We start from the raw sequence: 20,540 nt of genomic DNA on the forward strand, positions 1-20,540 counted from the left end.
AGCACGTTGTTGATCTGGTTCGGGAAGTCGCTGCGGCCGGTGGCCACGATCGCCGCGTACTTCGACGCGATCTCGGGGTGCACCTCCGGGTCCGGATTGGACAGTGCGAACACGATGGCGTCGTCGGCCATGCCGGCGAGCAGCTGCTCGTCGATCAGCGCGCCCGACAGGCCGAGGAACACGTCCGCGCCCTTCAGCGCCTCGCCGAGGCCGCCACGCAGACCCGCCGAGTTGGTGGTCAGCGCGAGCTCCCGCTTGATCGGGTTCAGCCCGTCGCGGCCCTCGTAGATGATGCCCTTCGAGTCGAGCACCGTCACGTCCGCGACCCCCGCGGCCTGCAGGATCTTGGCGCACGCGACCCCGGCCGCACCGGCGCCCGAGATGACGACGCGCTCGGTGGCGATGTCGCGCTGGAGGACCTCGTTGGCGCCCCGCAGCGCCGCGAGCGTCACGATCGCGGTGCCGTGCTGGTCGTCGTGCATGACCGGGCAGTCGAGCGCTTCCTTGAGCTTGTCTTCGAGCTCGAAGCACCGCGGCGCCGAGATGTCCTCGAGGTTGACCGCGCCATAGGACGGGCGCAGCCGCACCAGCGTCTCGACGATCTCGTCGACGTCGGTGGTATCGAGGACCAGCGGGATCGAGTCGAGCCCGCCGAAGGTCTTGAACAGCACCGACTTGCCCTCCATGACCGGCAGCGACGCGCTCGCGCCGATGTCGCCGAGGCCGAGCACGGCGGTGCCGTCGCTGACCACGACGACGAGCCTGTCCGCCCAGGTATACCGCTTCGCCAGCGACGCGTTCTCCGCGATCGCGCGGCTCACCTTCGCCACACCCGGGGTGTACGCGATGGAAAGGTCGCGCGGGTCGGAGATCGGGCGGGTGGCGGCCACCGAGAGCTTGCCGCCCTCGTGACCAGCGAAGATCTCCGCGTCGGTCACCGGCGTGATTTCGGTGCGGACCTGGTGGTTCATCGGATTTCCTGTCGTTGAGTCCGTGATGGTTGCGGTGGGGGACTCGGATTTTGCGGATCGAGCGTAGGACACGTGAATCTCCTGGGACTGCGAGCGGGGAAACACCGGTGACGGGCACAACAGCCCATGGAACCGATGAAGCTGTCTCCTCCGGCACGGCAGCCCAGCGCGGTAGCGCCGGCCTGTCGGCTAGGCGTCACTTCGGCCATCAAGCCCTTGGTGGGGCCGCCCTTGGTCAGGCGATGGCCGCGGACGCGGCGGTCCCTCCATCATGACAGGCCCGCCGCCCGTTGTGCCCCCGTGGTGCGGCTCATGTCACACCCGCCGACCCTTTAGGCTGGTCAGTACCGGTTTACCAAGACGTCCGTCCGGCTTGCTAAAAGATCGTTAAGCTGGCCGCCATGGAAGCGCGTGAGTTGATCGTGCGGGACGCCTACGAGTTCACCCCGCGGACCTTCCCCGACGACCGAGGCGTGTTCGTCGCGCCGTTCCAGGACCAGGCGTTCCTCGACGCCGTCGGCTACCCCCTGCGCGTCGCGCAGACGAACCACAGCGTTTCCCGGCGGGGCACCGTCCGCGGACTGCATTTCGCCGACACTCCGCCGGGCCAGGCGAAGTACGTCTACTGCCCGCAGGGCTCCCTGCTCGACGTCGTCGTGGACATCCGCGTCGGCTCACCGACGTTCGGCCGCTGGGACGCCGTCGTGCTCGACGCCGTCGAATACAAGGCGATGTACATCGCGGAGGGCATCGGCCACGCGTTCGTCGCGCTCGAAGACGGCACCGCGATGAGCTATCTGTGTTCCGAGGGCTACAACCCCGGCGCCGAGCACGGCATCACCCCGGTGGACACCACGCTCGGCCTTCCGTGGCCCCAGGATCTCGAGCTGATCCTGTCCGAAAAGGACACTTCCGCGCCGACCCTCGCGGAGGCGGAGGCACAGGGTCTCCTGCCCCGCTACGAGGACTGCGTCGCGCACTACGAGAAATCACGCGCGGCCGTCTAACTCGCCCGACGCCGAAACAACAGCGCGGATGTCGAACCGTTTAAGCGGCTCCTGCGCCCCGCGCCCGGGACTCGGCGCCTGACAGTCGGGACAGCTGTCCCATCGCACGCAGGTTCTCCTCGCCAACCGTCGCAACTCGACGGCGAGTTGCGATGGTTGCGTGTTCAAGGACCGCAAGTCGCCGTCGAGTTGCCAGGGCACTCTTGGACAAAAGTGGCTCTTGTGTCGTATGTGTGGGTCCGCGACGCCTCCGTGGCTGGTGAGGTTCTTGAGGTCAGCGGGTGTGGTCGGCTGGTGGCGACTGTGGGACTCGTCGGCCTGAACGTGGGACTCGCCAGGCCGGAGTGTGGGACTCGCCGACGTGCTGTGCGAGTCCCACGTTCAGCGAGGGCGAGTCCTACAGTCAAACCGGCGTGTCCCACACCCAGCTCCGGACACCGACACGACCCGGCCCTTGCCGCGGTAAAACGCAGCCAGTCCACAGCAACCAGCACCCACACAGACGACCGAAGAGCCACAAAAGTGCCGGGTTAGGGGTGGATGTCTTCGGCGAGGACGCGTTCGATGTTGCGTTCGGCCAGCGCGGTGATGGTCACGAACGGGTTGACGCCGGTGCTGCCGGGGATGAGCGAACCGTCGGTGACGTACAGGTTCGGATACTCTCTGATCCGTCCGTAGTCGTCGGTTGCCTTACCCAGCACCAAACCGCCGAGCGGGTGGTAGGTGAAGCGGTTTTCGAACACCCGCGTGTCGCCGAAGAGGTCGTACCGGTAGATCGTCGAGTTGGCCCGGTTGATCTTGTCGAACAGCGCCTTCGCCGCGTCGATCGACGGCTGCCCCTGCGACACCGCCCACTGCAGCCGCGCCGAATCACTGGCCGCGTCGTAGGTGAAATGACCGCGCTCGGCGTTCTTCGTGATCGCGAGGTACAGACTCGCCCACGTCTCGATCCCCGCCGGCACCGGGGCGATCTCGGCGAACACCGGGTGCACCGGGTCGTCCCAGTTGTCGATGCCCATCGCGGGCATGCCCGCCTCCAGGCTGCCGGTGGTGTCCCAGAGGTGGTTGGCGCGCCCCAACATGACGTTGCCGTTGGTCCCCCAGCCCTGGCCGACCTCGGCGTTGAGCGCGGGCAGCCGTCCGGTTTCCCTCGCCCGCACCAGAAGTTCGGTCGAACCGAGGCTTCCCGCACCGAGGAACAGATACTTCGTATTCACCGACTTCGTCGCCAGCACGGTCCCGTCGGGGTCGATCTGGCGCAGCACAACGGTGTAAGTCCCGTCGGGCTGGTGGATGATCTCGCGAACTTCGTGCAGCGTCTGGATGGTGACGTGACCCGTGCCGACGGCGGCCGCGAGGTACGTCTTGTCCAGCGACCGCTTGCCGTGGTTGTTGCCGTAGATGACTTCCGACGCGAGCGCCGACCGCGGAACGGTGCCGGCTTCCTCCTGTTTCATGTACTCGAAGTCATAGACGCTCGGCAGGAACACGGTCTTGAACCCGGCCTTCGTCGCGGCCTTCCGCGACACCCGCGCGAAGTTGTACGACTTGCAGGTCTCGAACCACCGCTGGTCGATCTGGTTCATCCCCAGCGCGGTGTTGGCGCGCGGGAAGTACTTGCCATACATCTCGTCGGCGTCGACAGCGGGCAGGATCTCTTCGAAGTAGTCCCGGCGCGGCGTGACGGCCATCGCACCGTTGACGAGCGAACCGCCGCCGACGCCGCGACCGACATAAACGGACATGTCGCCGTAATGCACACGATCGAGGACCCCGGCGGAGGAGTCGATGTCGTGATTGGCGAGGTCGAGCCAGAGAAAGGACGCCAGCGGGGCTTCGGTACGCTTTTTGAACCACATCGACCGCTTATCCGGCGAAAGCATGTTACAGAAGACGTTGCCGTCCGGACCGGGCTGATTCCACAGCTGCCCCATTTCCACCATGAGCGTGGAAACCCCGGCCTCGCCGAGCCGCAACGCCGTCGCCGCGGCGCCGTAACCGGTGCCGATCACCAACGCGGGCACGAAATCCGGCAGCGGCGTCTCCGACGTGGGAGCCGCGCCCGCCGCGCTCGCGGAAATGGTTGTCAAGCCGAGTGCGGCTGCGGTGTTGAGCGCGGCAAGACCGAAAAAACGCCTTCTGGACAAGGGAGAGAGCATAACCGGATGCTTCCTTGATGCCCACCCGATCCACAACCCCGAATGCGAAGGAAATTCATGTCAGCTGGGTGAACGGTGTTAATTTTCACTCGGCTGGGCTACCGGGCCGAGTTGGTTCACGACTTACGCGTAACCCAGATGGTGATCGTGCCGGTCACCACGCCTTTGCCGTGCTCGTCAGAGATGACGACGGGCACCGGCAGGTCGAACCCCTCGTCGCCGAACTCGGGGAGCTCCGGCAGCTCAGCCACCGCGGTCAGTCCGGTCTCGGCCTTTGCGACGTACTCGACGGTCATCCCCTTGGGAAGCCAGCGATGCGTGGCCGGGACGGTCGCCTCGGCGAGCATGCCCATCGCGATCTCCGCGAGGTTGCAGGCCGCGATCGCGTGAAATGTCCCAATGTGGTTGTGGACACCCCACCATTTGGGCGCGCCGACCTCGCACCGGCCGGGCCGCAGGTCCCGCACCGACGGTACGACCGTCCGAAAATAGGGCACACGCAGGCACATCGCCGCGGAGAACAGCTGTTTGCCGCCGGGTTTGGCGGCCAGCTTCCGCCACATCGAGTACGTCGGACTGTCAGCCATCGGTGCTCCTCATCTAGCTACTCGTGAGTAGATAAGCAGATCACAGGTTATATTCGCAAACGTGGAACATCGCCTCTTTCTTCTCCGGCACGGACAGACCGAGTGGTCGCTCAATGGCCGCCACACCGGGCGTACCGACATTCCGCTCACCACGGCCGGCGAAAACCAGGCCCAGGCTGCCGGCGTGACGCTGCGGACCCTGCGCTTCGGCCCCGCGCTCGTCCTGTCGAGCCCGCGGCAGCGTGCCCTGAACACCGCCGAACTCGCGGGGCTGCACGTCGACGAGAGCACCGAAGACCTTCGCGAATGGGACTACGGCGACTACGAGGGCATCACCACGCCGAAGATCCGGGAAACCGTGCCCGGCTGGACAGTCTGGTCGCACCCGGTTCCAGGCGGCGAGAGCCGGGACGAGGTCACAGCCCGCGCAGACAAGGCACTCGACCGCGCCCGTGAAGCCCTGAACAGCTCCGACGTCATCCTCATCGGCCATGGCCACTTCAGCCGCGTCCTCGCGACACGCTGGGTCGAACTGGACGTCTCGTTCGGCGTCCACTTCGGCATCGACCCGGCGAGCATCACCGTCCTCGGCTTCGAGCACGACAGGCCGCAGATCCAGCACCTCAACATCACCCCGTCGTAGAGGATGAGATGACCGACAGCCGTATTCGCCGCGTCCGGGAGTCCGATGTGGACGCCGTCGTCGGGCTGGTGCACGAGCTCGCCGAGTTCGAGAAGTCGCCCGAGGAGTGCCACCTGACCGCTGAACTGCTGCACGCGGCGCTGTTCGGCGAGGCGCCCGCGCTGTTCGGCCATGTGGCCGAAGTGGACGGCGTCGTGGTCGGCTGTGCGCTGTGGTTCCTGAACTTCTCCACGTGGCGCGGGGTGCACGGCCTGTACCTCGAAGACCTCTACGTACGCGCGGACCAGCGCGGCTCCGGGCTGGGCAAGTCGCTGCTGGCGGCGCTCGCCGACGAATGCGTGCGGCGCGGCCTCGGCCGGTTCGAATGGTCGGTGCTCGACTGGAACCCGGCGACCGAGTTCTACCGGGCGATGGGCGCGGTCGCGATGGACGAATGGACCGTCTACCGCCTGTCCGGCGACCAGCTCAAGGCACTGGCCGCGCAGGCCTGACCCCTCACTCGCCCTGTTCGCGGCGGGCGGCGCGCCCGGCGGCACCGTCGCGGGCGGCCGCGGCTTCCTCGGACTCGCCCTCTTCCTGTCCGAGCACCCAGGCCCGCGACGGGCGGCGGAAGAGCAGCACCAGCAGCGCGAGCCCGACCACGCCGACAGGCACGCCGAAGCCGGGTTGCCCGGACGGCACCGCGGCGTACCAGCCGACGCCGATCATGAGCAGCGCGACCACAACGGACGGCGAACGGGCCCAGGTCTTGCCCAGCAGCAGCCCGCCGCCGCAGATGACCGTCCCGATGCCGAACACGGCGAAGTAGGCGGCTTCGGCGAAGACGTTGTTCCCTGGCGCTTCGGGTTTCCCGACGGCGCCGGCCATCTCGATCACCGCCAGCGCGATCAGGGCGAGGCCGGGGAGCACGGTGAGCAATCCGGCCAGGCGCACCTCGCGCGGAGCCGGCGAGAACTTGTCGGCGAACAACACGGAAACCGGCCTTCCGGAGAGTTTTTCCCGGGCACGGCCCTCGACCTGGGCGGGTGACCGTGAGTGAACACATTCGATGGTATGCCACCCGGACGGCCGTTTTGGTGGCGGCTGCGGAAGCAGATGATCGGTGGTGTCGTCGATGAGCGGGCGGTCGGCCCGGGTGCACTTGTCACGATGAGCGGACACCGTCGGCAGATGGAGGACAGCCCGCCACAGGGTCGAGGAGTCAGAGCGGCAACCGGTTCTCAGCGAGCCTCCGCCCGCTGAGCTTCGCGTCACCATGGGCGCCCAGCCCAAGGTTTCGTCACTTACGCTGCGATAGTGGATGTCGAGCGAAATGTGCCGTCGCGCACTCCGGAGGAGTGGCAGTGCGCGCTGTCCTGATCGTGAATCCCCAGGCCACGTCCACCACCCCCGGCGGCCGGGACGTCCTTGCGCACGCACTGGCGAGCCAGGTGAAGCTCGACGTCGTCGAGACCGACTACCGCGGCCACGCGATGGCTGTTGCCCGCTCCGCTGCCCGTGACGGCGTCGACCTCGTGGTTGCCCACGGTGGCGACGGCACGGTCAACGAGGTCGTCAACGGCCTGCTGGCCGACAGCGGCGGCGACCCTCGAGAACTCGGGCACGTGCCGATGCTCGGTGTGGTCCCCGGTGGCTCCGCCAACGTCTTCGCCCGCGCGCTGGGCATCTCGCACGACCCCGTCGAGGCCACCCACCAGCTGCTGAACGCCTCTGAGCAGGGGCGCAACCGCCGCGTCGGGCTCGGACTGGCCGACGGGCACTGGTTCACCTTCAACGCCGGCCTCGGCTGGGACGCCGATGTCGTCGCGAGTGTCGCCCGAAGGCGTGGCAAGCAGACGAGCGCGGCTCTCTATATGCGCGCCGCAGTCACCGCGCACTTCCGCCCACCGCTCGGCAGGCCACCGCTCACCGTGAAGCTCAACGGCGAGGAGCCCGTCGAGGTCGTCACGGCCTTCATCTCCAACACCGATCCGTGGAGCTACCTGGGCGAACGTCCGGTGCACCTCAACAGGGGATGCTCGTTCGACACCGGTCTCGGCCTGTTCGCACTCAAGGGCCTGGCGCTACCTACCGTGTTCAAGCATTTACGTCAAGCACTGAGTGGTTCGGGCGAGCAGCGGGGCCGACGTCTCCTTCGTCACGATGATCTGCCAATTATCCGCATCGAAGCAGGTGAACCGGTAAACTTCCAGGTGGACGGTGACCTGATCGGCCAGCGGACGAGGGTGGAATTTTTTAGTGTGCCCGGCGCGTTGACAGTCGTGGTGTGACGGCTTGCGCCGACCGGTAGGTCCGGTATCAGCTGATCGCCCGCGGCAAAGTGTTACAGCCGCTCGTCGACACCAGAGGTCCGCTCACCGCATCGAGCTTCCCATCGGGGGCCCGTTTCGGACAGAAACCGCAGGTCAGACGGGTCGCTCGGCCGGGTGAGCTGACTCACCGATCTTGAGAAAACCCTTGTCGAACGCGGTGCTTCGTGAAAGCATTCACAAGCACCCAAAAAAACGACCGCCATTTGACGACTGTGGCGCGGCTTGCCGCGTCACATATTGAAGGAGCTCAGAGACATGGATTGGCGCCACGACGCGGCCTGCCGAGACGAGGACCCAGAGCTGTTCTTCCCGGTGGGAACCAGCGGTCCGGCTCTCCTGCAGGTGACCGAGGCGAAGTCCGTGTGCCACCGCTGCACCGTCGCTTCTGACTGCTTGGCCTGGGCATTGGCCAGCGGACAGGATGCCGGCGTCTGGGGCGGCATGAGCGAGGATGAGCGACGCGCTCTCAAGCGCCGCCGCACTCACATCGGCACGCGTACCAACGCCTAAAAGCCAGCACCCAAGCTGATCCGAATACTGGTGAGGAAAGCCTTGCGTCCACCCCACCAGTGGTGATATCAGGATCAGCTTGAGCATAACAACAGAGGCAGACCCGCCTGCACGCGGGCTGGTCAAAGCCTCACCAGGACTTTAAGTCCTCCCGCAGAACCGTTCGAGGCCCGGCACCACACAGGTGCCGGGCCTTCAACGCGTCCGCAGGTAGTTGGACGTTTTTCGACTGGTCGTGAAGGCCACCTTCACGACGGCTAGCGCAATGATGGTGGCCTTCACGTCCCGCGATATATCGGGACGACCCGAGGTGGACAGCTCAGAGGCGACGGCTGAGCGGGATACGCAAAGCGGCTTCGGTGCCACCGCGCGCGAGGTCGTCCCCACGCAAGCCTCGCAGCGAAAGCGAACCCCGCAGCTCGGACTCGACGAGCGTCCGCACGATCTGCAGGCCGAGACCGTCACTCCGTTCGAGTGAAAAACCCGAGGGCAGGCCCCGGCCGTTGTCCCGGACCACGACGTCGAGCCAGCGCGCCGACCGTTCCACGATCAACTCGACCTTGCCGGGCCGGCTGTCCGGGAACGCGTGTCCGATGGCGTTCTGGACCAGTTCGGCCAGCACCATCACCAACGGCGTGGCGATCTCGGCGACCACGACCCCGAACGAACCGGTCCTCGACAGGCTTGCCTGCGACTCGGCGGTGGCGACCTCGCCGACCATCGGCAGCACGTTGTCCAGCAGTTTGTCGAGGTCAACCCGTTCGTCGACCGAAGTCGAGAGCGCTTCGTGCACCATCGCGATCGAGGCGACCCGGCGAACAGACTCGCCCAGCGCGAGCCGCGCCTCTTCGCTCGACGTTCGCCGCGACTGCAGACGCAGCAACGCGGCTACTGTCTGTAGATTATTCTTCACCCGATGGTGGATTTCCCGGATGGTCGCGTCCTTGGACAGCAGCGCCCTGTCCCGGCGTTTGACCTCCGTGACGTCCCGGACGAGCACCAGCGCGCCGGCCGGCTGACCCGCCGGCCGCAGCGGCAGCGCCCGGAACAGCACCACGGCTCCGCGCCGCGAATCGGCCTCCGCCCGGGTGCCGGGTTTGCCGTCGAGCGCGTCGATGATCCGGTGCGAAACCTCGGTCGCGTCGAACGGATCGCGGATGAGCGACCTGGTCAGCGGCGCGAGCCGGGTGCCCACGAGGTCGGACTCGTGGCCCATGCGGTGATACGCCGACAGACCGTTCGGGCTGGCGAAAACCACGGTCCCGGACGGGTCCAGCCTGATCAGGCCGTCGCCGACCCTCGGGCTGGTGTGCGTGTCGGTGGTGTTGTCGCGGCTGGGGAACGTGCCGTCCACGATCATCTGGCACAGATCGCCCGCGCTGCCGAGATAGGCGATCTCGAGCGGGCTCGGCACGCGCGGCTGCGCGAGGTTCGTCTCGCGGCTCAGCACGGCGATGACCGTCTTGTCGTGGGTGACCGGCACGGCCTCGCGCCGCATCGGGACGTCGCGATACCAGTGCGGGTCCTCCTCACGGCAGACCTTGACCTCGCGCATCGCCTTGGCGAGCTGCGAATGGTCGTCGACGACGAACCGCGTGCCGACGACGTCCTCCGGATGGGCCGTGGGCGCCGTCGTCGGCCGCGCGTGGGCGACGCAGACGAAGTCGCCGCCGTCGGGGTGGAGGCCTTCGGCCACCGGCACCCACAACAGGAAGTCGGCGAACGACAGGTCGGCGAGCAGCTGCCACTCCGCAACGACGGTCTGCAGGTGGTCCGCGGCTTCGCCGGGAAGTTTCGTGTTCTCCGCGAGGAGATCCGCCAGTGTCGACACCAGCCAATACAACCAGAACCGGGCGGTCACGGTACAGGCCGGGCGCCTGGCCTCGAAGGCACATGACACACTTGTGGGGTTGACCCGAGCCCGGCAGGCGTGTGAGCGCCCCGCGTGGGCCACACCAGCCGCGAACATCCGAGGAGTGAAACATGTCGAAGCGCGCCCGCAAGCGTCGTAGCCGGAAGAAGAACGGCTCGAACCACGGCCACAAGCCCAACGCCTGATCAGACGGCATACTGAGCAGTTTGCAAGACAAGGCCCCCGCACCGAACCGGTGCGGGGGCCTTTTCGCGTGCCGTCAGGGCTTACTCGGTGCGCCGTTCGACGGTGACCTCGGTGCGCTCGATGGTGATCCCGCCATGGGACTCGACGGTCTGCCGGATCGACGCGCGCAGCCTGCTCTTCAGGTCGGCCGGGGCGTGGTCCCCACCACACTTGCGGGCGAGCAGCTGCTTGAGCGCCTCGTCGATGCCGTACTCCTCGAGGCAGGGCGGGCACGTCTCGATGTGGTGCCGCAGCTCCGCCTCACGCTCGGGGCCACACTCCTTGTCGAGCAGCAGGTAGATCTCCGCCAGCGCGGCGTCGCACTCGGGTTTGCCGGTGAACGTCATCGCCCCGCCACCTCCTGTTTGCCGCTGCGGATGAAACCGCGCTCTCGCGCGACATCGGCCAGCAGGTCGCGCAGCTGGGCGCGGCCACGGTGCAGACGGGACATGACGGTTCCGATCGGCGTTTCCATGATCTCGGCGATTTCCTTGTAGGCGAATCCCTCGACATCGGCGAGGTAGACCGCGATCCGGAACTCCTCCGGCAGCTTCTGCAGGGCGGTCTTGACGTCGGCATCCGGCAGTGCGTCCATCGCCTCGACCTCGGCGGACCGCAACCCGCTCGAGGTGTGGCTCTCGGCCTTGGCGATCTGCCAGTCGGTGATCTCGTCCGTGGGCTGCTGCAGCGGCTGACGCTGACGCTTGCGGTAACCGTTGATATAGGTGTTGGTGAGGATGCGGTACATCCACGCTTTGAGGTTGGTACCCGCCTTGAACGACGCGAACGCCGCGTAAGCCTTGAGGAAGGTCTCCTGGACCAGGTCCTCGGCGTCGGCCGGGTTGCGGGTCATCCGCATCGCGGCCGAGTACAGCTGGTCCAGCAGCGGCATCGCGTCCCGCTCGAAGCGCTCGGCGCGTGCGTCGGCCTGCTCCTGTTCCATGCCCTCGTCGGGCACGACGGGCTCCTGCGTGCTCGGCAAACCGTTCCCTTCACGAAGCGCGTCGATGCGCGGCCGCGCATACGACTGCATCGAGGATACGCGGCGTGAGCCGGGCTGGCCGGGCACACCAGGGTTATCCGGGCGCTCGGACCCGCGAGGGGCTCGGAAGCTGGTTTTCTCAAGCGTTGTCGGCACGTCGGGTGTAACGCCGTCTTCGCGTCGCACATTCCCGGATTCCGGCGTCCCACATCGTAGGCTCGTGGTCATGGCGGGCAAGGGCACACCGGCGACAGCGTTGCTGGCAAAGCGAAAAGTGACACACACGCTGCATTCCTACGAGCACGACCCGCGGCACGAGTCGTTCGGGCTCGAGGCCGTCGAAGCGCTCGGACTGGCCCCGGAACGCGTGTTCAAAACGCTGGTCGCCGAAGTCGACGGAACACTCACCGTGGGTGTGGTGCCCGTCACGGGACACCTCGATCTCAAGGCGCTGGCCGCGGCCGTCGGCGGGAAAAAGGCGAAAATGGCCGACCCGGCGGCCGCCCAGCGCGCGACGGGATACGTACTCGGCGGGATCTCGCCGCTCGGGCACCGCAGCAGGCTGCCGGTCGTCATCGACGCCTCCGCGGAGCGGTTCGAGACCGTCCACTGCTCCGCCGGACGCCGTGGTCTGGAGGTCGAACTCTCCCCCGCCGACCTGGTCGCACTGACCAACGCGACCGTCGCCTCGATCGCGGCCTAGGGACTCGTGAGTGTTCCGACCTGTTCTAAGCGGCCGGAACGCTCACGAGCCACGCTGGGTCAGAGCAGGCGGACAATGCGGGTGAGCCACTCACCGGCGGCGCGGGCGACGCCGTCGAGGTCGGCTCTGAGGCCGTGGTCGCCGGCGAGGACCACGAGTTCGTGGTGCGGGCCCGCCGCCGGACGGCCGAACGGGTCCCGCTCACCCTGGATGACCAGCGTCGGCACCTCGACGGCGTCGAGCTCGGCCTGGCGGCTCTTCTCCGGCTTGCCCGGCGGGTGTTCGGGGAACGCAAGGCACAGGACGGCCGACGCCTGCCCCGCCGACGCCGTCCGGCACGCCACCCTGGCCCCCGACGAGCGGCCGCCGAACACCAGCGGCAGGTCGTCGAACCGGGCGCCGATGTCCTCGGCGACGCTCAACCACGCCGAGTCCAGCTGGTTCGCCGGCGCGGGCGCACGACGTCCGGCCACGCGGTACGGCTGCTCGACCAGCGCGACATGCAAGCCGGCGGCCCGCGCGGCCCCGGTCACCGCGACCAGGTCCTCGGCGCCGATCCCACCGCCCGCGCCATGCCCGAGCAGGAGTATCGCCGCGCCTTCCCCGGTGCAGTGCAGCTCGGCCCTGGCCGGGCCGAAGTCGGTGTCGATCGTGATCGTGGTCATGACGACGGCAGTTCGAACAGGGCGGCCTCGTCCAGGCGCTGCTCGGGTTCGACCCGGTCGAGGAGCTCGGGTCCGTTGTTACGCACGCTGTTGACGCGGGTCGACACCGGCCGCATTTCCAGCACGTCGACGACGTCGAGCGACGGCGGCACGAGCAGCGCGCTGACGTCCTCGCTGTCCGGGTCCAGCCACGGCTCCCACTGCTCCGGGGTCAGCAGCAGCGGCATCCGGTGGTGGATATCGGCGAGCCTGCCCACGGCGTCGGCGGTCAGCACGGAAAAGGTGATCAACGGTGGCCCGTCGGAGTCCTTCGGGTCGCGCCAGCTCTCCCACAGCCCGGCGAACACAAGCGACGCGGCGTCCGGGCCGGTCACGTAGAACGGGTCATTGTGCTTGCCGTCGCGACGCCATTCGAACCAACCGTCGGCGGGAACGAGACAACGCCTTTTGGCGAGCGCTTTGCGGTATGCGGGCTTCTCTGCGACCGTTTCGGCACGAGCGTTGATCATCTTCGCGCCCGAAGCCGGGTCCTTGGCCCAGAACGGCACCAGTCCCCAGCGCATCGCCCGCAGCGTGCGCACTGCCGGCTCGTCGCCGAGGACCTTGCCGTCGGCATCACGGGGATGTCGCTGCACCACGGTTGCCACGTTCTTCGTGGGCGCGACGTTGTAGTCCGCGGGCGACACCAGCCCGCCGGTCTGATCCAGCGCGGCGAATTCGGCGGTCAACGTGGCCGGGTCCTTCGTCGCGGCATAACGGCCGCACATCACCCAACCTCCTCAGTCTCCCTGAACGAACGGGGCATCTCGCCCGTCATCGTGACACGGTTCGCGCACCGATGGCGACCGGCGTGGGATCATTGAACAGGGACTACGCGTAAGAACGACAGAAGGCGTGAGGCGTTGGGCAACACGGACTGGAGCAAGCTGGACGAGTCCGATGTCCGGATCCGACCAGGCAAGAGCACCCGGCCCCGCACCAAGCGCCGCCCTGAACATGCCGACGCGTCGACGGCGATGGTCATCGGCAAGGACCGCGGCCGGTGGACGTGCGCGCTCGAACGTGACCCGGATCGCGTGGTCACCGCCATGCGCGCCCGCGAAATGGGCCGGGTCTCGGTGGTCGTCGGCGACACCGTGGGCATCGTCGGGGACGTCAGCGGCAAGCCGGACACCCTCGCCAGGATCATCCGCGTCGACGAGCGCTCCAGCGTGCTGCGCCGCACCGCCGACGACACCGACCCGTTCGAACGGGTGGTGGTGGCCAACGCCGACCAGCTGCTGATCGTCACCGCGCTCGCCGACCCGCCGCCGCGCACCGGGTTCATCGACCGCTGCCTGGTCGCCTGCTATGCCGGTGGCCTGCAGCCGGTGCTGTGCCTGACGAAGTCCGACCTCGCGAGCCCCGACGAGCTGCTGGCGAGCTACGCGGGCCTTGACCTGCCGACGCTGGTCACCAGGCGCGACGAAGACTCCGAAGCGGTGATCGAGCAGCTCGCGGGCAAGGTCTCGGCGCTGGTCGGGCACTCGGGCGTCGGCAAGTCCACACTGGTCAACCGGCTCGTCCCGGACGCTTTCCTGGCAACGGCCGGCGTCAGCCTGGTGGGCAAGGGCAGGCACACGTCGGTGGCCGCGATCGCCCTCCCGCTGCCGCTGGACACCGGAAAGGGCGGCTGGGTGATCGACACCCCGGGCGTCCGCTCGTTCGGCCTCGCGCACGTGACCGTCGACAACATCGTCGACGCGTTCGAGGAGTTCGCCGAAGCCGCCGAAGAATGCCCCTCGGGCTGCGGACATCTGGGTGCCCCCGAGGACCCGGACTGCATGCTGGACGAAGTCGTCGGCGACAACGTGGCCCGGGCTGAGCGGCTGGCGTCGCTGCGTCGGCTGCTCCGGTCGCGGGCCGGGATGGAAATGTGACCTTCGGGCGGTAACTCCCGGGATGCGGTGGCGATGAGTCAGGTATCGCCATTCGCGGCTCGGGGGAAACCATCTTGCGCAAGACATACTCGTCGCCTGCTGTGCGCTGGTGTTCGCGCTCAGCGCGTGCACCAGCGAGCCACCGCCGACCGGACACCTGACGCCCGCCGGAGCCGGACCGGCCGGGTACGGGCTGTTTCACGACGTCTCGACACTCGCCGCTGTCGCCGGTGTCGCTGTCGAGGGCAAGCCGTGCAAGTTCACGATGGACGCAACCGCGGACGGCAAGTCGCTCAAAGAGAGCGGGCAAGGCGAGTTCGACGGCGTAAAGACCGAGATTTCACTGAAAGTCTTGCTTGATGACCAGCAGATCGAACTGCTCATGATCGACACCGGAATGTACATGAAACTCCCGCCGGGGAGCCCCAAGAGCGGACCGATCGCTTGGCTTCGGATACCGACCGACGGCTCGGGCTCCGCTGACGCGAAAGCCTTCAGCGATAGCGAGATTCAGCTCACCAACCAAGAAGATCCCGTAAAGCTGCTCGCCAGGATCGGCAAAGCCGGCTCGATCTCCCACGCCGAACGGACCACGCTCGACGGTCGCCCGGTCGGCCACTACACGATCAGCCTGGCGTTCGCGAGGATGCTGGACGACTACCCGGTGTCGGCGGACGCCAAACGCTCGGTTATCGCGGCGGACGTCCATTTCGTCCTGGACTTGTGGCTTGATTCCGGCGAGCACCCGGTCCGGGCCACGCTGGACGCGACCTCATGGGAGAAGATAGGCGGCAGCTCGACCCCCGCGAAGATGACCGTCGACTACACCGACTGGGACACCCCGGTCTCCGTTCAAACCCCGCCTGCCGACCAGGTCGGAGACTTCCACTGACCACGAAACAGCGACCCGCGGCCCGGTATGTGACGCATGTCCAGGCTGCGTCGAAGTAACCATTTTCGCCCGTTTGCGATACTAAGCCGATCGACAAAACACACTGGGGGTTCTCATGCGTAGGAAAGCTCTGGCCGTAGCCGGCCTGGCACTGGTGTTGACACTCGCCGCGTGCGGTAAAGCGCCTGTGTCCGCACCGCAGCTCCAGACCGATCCCGGCGCGAACGCGTCGGCGTCGCTGTTCAAGGATTCGAGCGCGCTGGTCGCGGCCGCGAAGGCCGGTACCGAGAAGTCGAAGTCGGTCGACTTCGACGCCAAGATCGACATCGGCACCCTGTCGATGACCACCACGGGCCAGGCGAAGTTCGACGGCCAGAACACGGCCATGGCGATGACCATGGACGTGTTGGGGCAGTCGATGGAGATGCGCCTGCTGTCGGGTTCGGTGTACATGAAGCTGCCGAGCGCGGCGATGAAGCAGATGGGCGTCACCAAGCCGTGGGCCGAGTTCTCGCTCAGTGACCTGGGCTCGCTGGGGCAGGCCATGGGCAGCGGCGACATCAACAAGCTGGCCGAGCAGAACGACCCGAGCACCACGCTCGCGCAGATCCAGAAGTCGGGCACGATCGTCAGCTCGGACAAGACCCAGCTCGACGGGCAGCCCGCGAGTCACTACGTCTTCGACCTCGACGTCGCGAAGATGCTCGACAACCTGCCTGCCGGCGTACCGGCGCAGGCCAAGACCATGTTGGCGGGAAAGAACATCCACATGCCCGCCGAGCTCTGGCTGAACAACGACCAGCTGCCGCTGCAGATCAAGATGGACATGACTTCGATGGTCCAGGCCATGGCGCCGAGCGCCGCCGCCGCCAAGTCGATCGGCTCGATGAAGATGACGATGAAGTACACGAACTGGGGTTCTTCGGTCGACATCGTCGCGCCGCCTGCCGATCAGGTCCAGACCGGTGCCAAGCTGCCGGGTACGGCCGGTGGCGCCCCGACCACCAAGAAGCACATCTGAGAGTTCTTGGAGGGTTTTCGGTGAGGAAGACGACGTTCGCTGCCGGCGGCATCGCACTGGTGCTGGTACTCAGCGCGTGCGGCGGGGGCGGCCAGGCCTCGTCCGGCGGTACCCCGTCGCCCACGTCCGGCGCTTCAGCCGTGGCGGCGGGTACCCCTGCAGCCGGTGACCTGGCGTCGGTGCTCAAGGCCACGACGTCCGCGCTGGAGTCGAAGAAGTCGGTCAAGCTCGCGCTCGAGGCCTCCGAGGACGGCAAGCCCGTCACGGGCACCGGCCAGGCGCGGTACGGCGATCAGAACGTCACTTCGATGACGATCGAGTCCGCGGGCCAGAAGTCCGAAGTGGTGTTCGCGGACAACACGTTGTACGTGAAGCTGCCGGCCGACCAGCTGGCGTCGTTGCACACCACCAAGCCGTGGCTCAAGCTCGCCGGCAACAGTGCCGACCCGACGGCGAAGGCGCTTGCCGGCAGCCTCGGCGACGCGGCCAGCGGAAGCGACCCGGCCAAGGCGCTCGATCTGCTCGGCAAGGCCGGGACGCTCACCAGCACCGAAGAGGTCCAGCTGGGCGGGCAGGCAGTCACCCACTACGTCGTCGACGTGGATTACTCGAAGGCGGCCGATCAGCTGCCCGCGGGTATCCCCGGCCCGCTCCGGGACTCGCTCAAGACCAAGGGCGTCCACGCGCCGATGGACCTGTGGATCAACGGCGACCAGCTGCCGGTCCAGGTGACGACCGACGTCGGCCCGCTGCTGAAGGCCGCGGGAGCGCCCTCGACGGGCTCGACCAAGTCGACGGTGAAGTACTCCGACTGGGGGACCCAGGTCACCGTGCAGGCCCCGCCCGCCGACCAGGTCGCGGACTTCGCCGAGGTCCTCAAGGCGATGTCGGGCGATTCGACCCAGCCGACCGGGTGATCACCACCGCGTAATGGCGCCCCCGGACCAGGTCCGGGGGCGCCATTCTGTTGTGCCGGATCGTGTTGTGGCAGATTGTGGCTTGCCAGGAGGGACGGTTCCGGATGCGGGCGAGGACAGGGCTCGCGGCGAGTCTGCTGGTGGGGTCGTTCGTGGTGACGGGGTGCGGCGGCGATCCCGTGGCGCAGGCACCCGCTTTCGGCAACGCGCAGCAGCTCGTCCAAGCGGTTTCTGCGGCGACGGCCCGCAGCGGCTCGGCGCGGTTCACCACCGACATGTTCGTCGGCGGGGTGCAGACCAAGGGCCAGGGCCAGGCGCGGGCCACTGGCACCACCGCGCTGACGATGACGATGGACTTCTTCGGCGATGCGATGGAGATGCGACTCGTCGGCCAGGACCTGTTCGCGAAGGTGCCGGACGCGGCCCGTGCCGACGTCGGCACGGACAAGCCCTGGGTCAAGATCAAGCCCGACGGTACGGACCCGTTCTCGCAGGTGCTCGGCGGCAGCCTCACCCAAGTCGCCGCGCAGAACGACCCGGCCCGCGCGATCGACCAGATCCGGCGCGCCGGAACGCTGGTCAAGAGCGAGCACACCCAGCTGGCCGGGCGGTCCGCCACCCATTACTGGATCGACGTCGAGCTGGCGAAACTGGACGGCGAACTCCCGGCCGGTGTCGACGCGGGCGTGGTGAAACAGTTGCAGGGCAAGGTGTCCAAGCTCGATCTGGAGCTGTGGCTCGACGACGGCGCGTTGCCGGACCAGGTGCTGATCGACCTTTCGCCGATGCTCGCCGCGGCAGGCGCTCCCGCCGGCTCCGGCGCGAAGATCACCACGGACTACAGCGCCTGGGGCGCCCCCGTCGACGTCGAAGCGCCCCCACTTGACCAAGTCGGCTCCATCACCACCCCCCACTAACCCGGGCACTTTTGTGGGTCTTCGGTCGTCTGTGTGGGTGCTGGTTGCTGTGGACTGGCTGCGTTTTACCGCAGCAAGGGCCGGGTCGTGTCGGTGTATGGCGAATGCCGGCGTCCGGAGCTGGGTGTGGGACTCGCCGGTCTGACTGTGGAACTCGCCCTCGCTGAACGTGGGACTCGCACAGCCCATCGGCGAGTCCCACACTCCGGCCCGGCGAGTCCCACACCGGGTTTCGCCACGGCCGCAACTCGACGGCGACTTGCGGTCCTTGCGGACGCTAACTACCGCGACTCGACGGCGAGTTGCGGGGTGGGTTAGAGGAGTTCCAGGAGGAAGGGGAGTTCTTGGGCGGCGTACCAGGCGAGTTCGTGGTCCTCGGCCTCGCCGAGGGTGAACTCCGCGTCGGAGTCGCCGAGGTCGGCGGCGTCGATCACCTTCGCGGCGGCCAGGACGGCGTCTTCCGCTTCGGCGGTGTCGACGTGGATGGCGTCGACGTCCTCCATCGACACCGGTCCGTCGAGCCGCACGACGGCGGCGTCCAGATCCGGCCGCACGGTGGCGTTCGCGATCTCCGCGACCACGACCACCCGGCGCGGCGGGTCGGCCTCGGCTTCGTCGGCACTCTCGGCGGCGATCAGCCGCAGTGACGCGGTGGCCGCCTCGATCAGCACGGCGTACTCGAGCTCCTCTTCGGAGCCACTCGCGTACGACTCACGCAGCGCCGGCGTCAGCGCGAACCCCGTCCCGCTGACCGGTCGGAACTTCCCTTCCGCCAACAGGTTCCGCAGCATTCCGATCGTCGCCGGCAGATAGACCCTCACCAGTGCGCACCCTTCAGTTCTTCCAGAGATTCCTCGATCATCCCGGCCAGCACGTCCACATCGGACACTGCTTTCCGATCACCGTTCAGTCCGAAGTAGACACCACCGTGGTACGAGGTCACCCCGATCGCCAGTGCCTGGTTGCGCACGAGCGGCATCACCGGGAACATCTCCACCATCTTCGCCTGCCCCGCGTACAACGGCACCTGCGGGCCGGGGGAATTGGTGATCATCAGGTTGAAGATCCGGCCGGAGAACGAGCCCGCCGCACGGGCACCGAGCGAATGCAGCGTAGCCGGGGCGAACCCGCCAACCGTCAGCAGCGCCCTGGCCGCCACCGAACGCCCGGAATCCAGGTGCGCGGCCATCGCGTGCCCGATGTGCTGCAGCCGCAGCACCGGATTGCCCTCGCCGACCGGCAGGTCGACCAGATAGGCATCGACCTGGTTGCCGATCAGGGCAGGAGTCGAGTACTCGGCCGTCTCGGCGTCGCGCACCGCCATCGGCACCAGCGCTCGGACCGTCGTCGTCGCCGACAGTGCCTCGCCCCGCCCGAGCAGCCACTCACGCAGCGCGCCGGTGATCGCCGCCAGCACGACATCGTTCACCGTGCCGCCGTGCTCGGCGCGGACCTTCCGGTAGTCCTCGAGCCGGGTCCGCACCACCGCGAACATCCGCCCGCCGGACACCTTGACGTTGAGCGGGCCCGAAGGCGCCGGCCGCACCACCGTGCGCAGCGTAGACGCGACCCCGCCGAGGGTCTCGGCCATCTTCCCCGCGACGGCGGCGGCGTCATTGGCCGCCGAACGCACGTTCTCGACCAGCTCACCCGGGCGCGCGACGGCTTCGCTGACAGCGTCCAGCATCAGCTGTGTCCGGCTGGGACGGCGACGCGGTGTCCACGTGTCCTCGAACGGCTCCGGCTCGGCGGGCGCCGTGTCGAGGATCAGCTGACCGAGCTCGATCGTGCCGACACCGTCCACCACGGACTGGTGGGTCTTGGTCACCAGGGCGACCCTGTCCCCGGCGAGGCCCTCGACGAAGTACGCCTCCCACAACGGGCGTTCCGGGTCGAGGCGGCGCGACATCAGCCGCGCGACCAGGTCGAACAGCTGCGCGTCCGTGCCCGGTTCCGGTAGCGCCGACCGGCGCACGTGGTAGTTGAGGTCGAAATCGACGTCGTCCACCCAGACCGGGCGCGCGAGGTGCCCCGGCACCTCCGCCACCCGCTGCCGGTAGCGCGGCAGGTACCCGAGCCGCTGGCCGATCAGCGCGACCACCTGGTCGTAGGTGAAACCGGCGCGGGGACGCTCGAAGATCGCCACCCCGCCGACGTGCATCGGAGTCAACGGGTCTTCCACGTACAGGAACGACGCGTCCAGCGCGGAAAGGCGGTCGGGCATGACGTGATCCTGA

At 67.6% G+C, this 20,540-nt stretch carries 22 protein-coding genes; 11 read left to right on the forward strand and 11 right to left on the reverse strand.

The window, feature by feature from the left end; translation table 11 throughout:
- On the reverse strand, nucleotides 1-971 hold a 971-nt coding region (locus tag JWQ81_RS25105; RefSeq protein WP_297545160.1), incomplete at its 3' end, for a malic enzyme-like NAD(P)-binding protein.
- Nucleotides 972-1,372: 401 nt separating this feature from the next.
- On the opposite strand from JWQ81_RS25105, the gene rfbC reads away from it, so the two are divergent.
- Complete coding sequence (gene rfbC, locus JWQ81_RS25110; protein ID WP_297545162.1) at nucleotides 1,373-1,978, forward strand: dTDP-4-dehydrorhamnose 3,5-epimerase; 606 nt, start codon at nucleotides 1,373-1,375, stop codon at nucleotides 1,976-1,978.
- A gap of 530 nt (nucleotides 1,979-2,508) precedes the next feature.
- On the opposite strand, the gene JWQ81_RS25115 is transcribed toward rfbC, so the two are convergent.
- Entirely contained in the window at nucleotides 2,509-4,137 is a 1,629-nt protein-coding gene (locus JWQ81_RS25115) for a GMC oxidoreductase (RefSeq protein WP_297545164.1), read from the reverse strand.
- A gap of 116 nt (nucleotides 4,138-4,253) precedes the next feature.
- Nucleotides 4,254-4,724 carry a hotdog fold domain-containing protein gene (locus JWQ81_RS25120; protein WP_297545166.1) on the reverse strand — a complete coding sequence of 157 codons (471 nt, stop codon included), beginning with the start codon at nucleotides 4,722-4,724 and terminating at the stop codon, nucleotides 4,254-4,256.
- A gap of 61 nt (nucleotides 4,725-4,785) precedes the next feature.
- On the opposite strand from JWQ81_RS25120, the gene JWQ81_RS25125 reads away from it, so the two are divergent.
- Nucleotides 4,786-5,367 (forward strand): acid phosphatase, encoded by a 582-nt coding sequence (locus JWQ81_RS25125; protein WP_297545168.1) that lies wholly within the window; start codon nucleotides 4,786-4,788, stop codon nucleotides 5,365-5,367.
- 8 nt (nucleotides 5,368-5,375) lie between these two features.
- A complete protein-coding gene (locus JWQ81_RS25130) occupies nucleotides 5,376-5,858 on the forward strand; it encodes a GNAT family N-acetyltransferase (RefSeq protein WP_297545170.1) in 483 nt (160 codons plus the stop codon).
- A 4-nt stretch (nucleotides 5,859-5,862) separates the two neighbouring features.
- On the opposite strand, the gene JWQ81_RS25135 is transcribed toward JWQ81_RS25130, so the two are convergent.
- Nucleotides 5,863-6,339 carry a PGF-CTERM sorting domain-containing protein gene (locus JWQ81_RS25135; protein ID WP_297545172.1) on the reverse strand — a complete coding sequence of 159 codons (477 nt, stop codon included), beginning with the start codon at nucleotides 6,337-6,339 and terminating at the stop codon, nucleotides 5,863-5,865.
- Between the two features lie 371 nt (nucleotides 6,340-6,710).
- On the opposite strand from JWQ81_RS25135, the gene JWQ81_RS25140 reads away from it, so the two are divergent.
- A complete protein-coding gene (locus JWQ81_RS25140) occupies nucleotides 6,711-7,637 on the forward strand; it encodes a diacylglycerol kinase family protein (RefSeq protein ID WP_297545174.1) in 927 nt (308 codons plus the stop codon).
- A 297-nt stretch (nucleotides 7,638-7,934) separates the two neighbouring features.
- Nucleotides 7,935-8,189, forward strand: a complete 255-nt coding sequence (locus JWQ81_RS25145; RefSeq protein WP_297545176.1) for a WhiB family transcriptional regulator — start codon at nucleotides 7,935-7,937, stop codon at nucleotides 8,187-8,189.
- Nucleotides 8,190-8,508: 319 nt separating this feature from the next.
- Here the strand turns inward: JWQ81_RS25145 and JWQ81_RS25150 are convergent, their stop codons facing one another.
- From JWQ81_RS25150 to JWQ81_RS25160, 3 genes are all read right to left on the reverse strand, one after another.
- On the reverse strand, nucleotides 8,509-10,020 hold the full coding sequence (locus JWQ81_RS25150; RefSeq protein WP_297545304.1) for a sensor histidine kinase: 1,512 nt from the start codon (nucleotides 10,018-10,020) through the stop codon (nucleotides 8,509-8,511).
- Nucleotides 10,021-10,328: 308 nt separating this feature from the next.
- Nucleotides 10,329-10,634 carry a mycothiol system anti-sigma-R factor gene (gene rsrA / locus JWQ81_RS25155; RefSeq protein WP_297545177.1) on the reverse strand — a complete coding sequence of 102 codons (306 nt, stop codon included), beginning with the start codon at nucleotides 10,632-10,634 and terminating at the stop codon, nucleotides 10,329-10,331.
- On the reverse strand, nucleotides 10,631-11,230 hold the full coding sequence (locus tag JWQ81_RS25160; RefSeq protein WP_297545305.1) for a sigma-70 family RNA polymerase sigma factor: 600 nt from the start codon (nucleotides 11,228-11,230) through the stop codon (nucleotides 10,631-10,633). Before JWQ81_RS25160 ends, rsrA begins: the two co-directional genes overlap by 4 nt.
- Before the next feature lie 265 nt (nucleotides 11,231-11,495).
- Between JWQ81_RS25160 and ybaK the strand changes: the two genes are divergently transcribed.
- The gene (ybaK, locus tag JWQ81_RS25165) at nucleotides 11,496-11,972 is read left to right on the forward strand and encodes a Cys-tRNA(Pro) deacylase (protein WP_297545180.1); all 477 of its coding nucleotides are present in this window, start codon (nucleotides 11,496-11,498) and stop codon (nucleotides 11,970-11,972) included.
- Nucleotides 11,973-12,031: 59 nt separating this feature from the next.
- On the opposite strand, the gene JWQ81_RS25170 is transcribed toward ybaK, so the two are convergent.
- Together JWQ81_RS25170 and JWQ81_RS25175 are read right to left on the reverse strand one after the other, a co-directional pair.
- A complete protein-coding gene (locus tag JWQ81_RS25170) occupies nucleotides 12,032-12,637 on the reverse strand; it encodes an alpha/beta family hydrolase (protein WP_297545181.1) in 606 nt (201 codons plus the stop codon).
- Nucleotides 12,634-13,404: an SOS response-associated peptidase gene (locus JWQ81_RS25175; RefSeq protein ID WP_297545183.1), complete on the reverse strand. Its 771-nt coding sequence runs from the start codon at nucleotides 13,402-13,404 to the stop codon at nucleotides 12,634-12,636. The genes JWQ81_RS25170 and JWQ81_RS25175 overlap by 4 nt, the downstream gene beginning before the upstream one ends.
- Before the next feature lie 135 nt (nucleotides 13,405-13,539).
- Between JWQ81_RS25175 and rsgA the strand changes: the two genes are divergently transcribed.
- From rsgA to JWQ81_RS25200, 5 genes are all read left to right on the forward strand, one after another.
- On the forward strand, nucleotides 13,540-14,556 hold the full coding sequence (gene rsgA / locus JWQ81_RS25180; protein WP_297545184.1) for a ribosome small subunit-dependent GTPase A: 1,017 nt from the start codon (nucleotides 13,540-13,542) through the stop codon (nucleotides 14,554-14,556).
- Between the two features lie 109 nt (nucleotides 14,557-14,665).
- Nucleotides 14,666-15,448 (forward strand): hypothetical protein, encoded by a 783-nt coding sequence (locus JWQ81_RS25185; protein WP_297545185.1) that lies wholly within the window; start codon nucleotides 14,666-14,668, stop codon nucleotides 15,446-15,448.
- A gap of 115 nt (nucleotides 15,449-15,563) precedes the next feature.
- The gene (locus JWQ81_RS25190; RefSeq protein WP_297545187.1) at nucleotides 15,564-16,469 is read left to right on the forward strand and encodes a hypothetical protein; all 906 of its coding nucleotides are present in this window, start codon (nucleotides 15,564-15,566) and stop codon (nucleotides 16,467-16,469) included.
- A 20-nt stretch (nucleotides 16,470-16,489) separates the two neighbouring features.
- Nucleotides 16,490-17,386, forward strand: a complete 897-nt coding sequence (locus JWQ81_RS25195) for a hypothetical protein (RefSeq protein WP_297545189.1) — start codon at nucleotides 16,490-16,492, stop codon at nucleotides 17,384-17,386.
- A gap of 104 nt (nucleotides 17,387-17,490) precedes the next feature.
- A complete protein-coding gene (locus JWQ81_RS25200) occupies nucleotides 17,491-18,303 on the forward strand; it encodes a hypothetical protein (RefSeq protein WP_297545191.1) in 813 nt (270 codons plus the stop codon).
- A gap of 314 nt (nucleotides 18,304-18,617) precedes the next feature.
- Here JWQ81_RS25200 and JWQ81_RS25205 read toward each other — a convergent pair whose 3' ends face one another.
- Both JWQ81_RS25205 and JWQ81_RS25210 read right to left on the reverse strand, forming a co-directional pair.
- Entirely contained in the window at nucleotides 18,618-19,124 is a 507-nt protein-coding gene (locus tag JWQ81_RS25205; protein ID WP_297545193.1) for a hypothetical protein, read from the reverse strand.
- Complete coding sequence (locus tag JWQ81_RS25210) at nucleotides 19,121-20,527, reverse strand: wax ester/triacylglycerol synthase family O-acyltransferase (RefSeq protein ID WP_297545195.1); 1,407 nt, start codon at nucleotides 20,525-20,527, stop codon at nucleotides 19,121-19,123. Before JWQ81_RS25210 ends, JWQ81_RS25205 begins: the two co-directional genes overlap by 4 nt.
- Between the last annotated feature and the right edge of the window lie 13 nt (nucleotides 20,528-20,540).

Origin of the sequence: Amycolatopsis sp. (genome assembly GCF_025464955.1) — a bacterium.
Lineage (GTDB): Bacteria > Actinomycetota > Actinomycetes > Mycobacteriales > Pseudonocardiaceae > Amycolatopsis.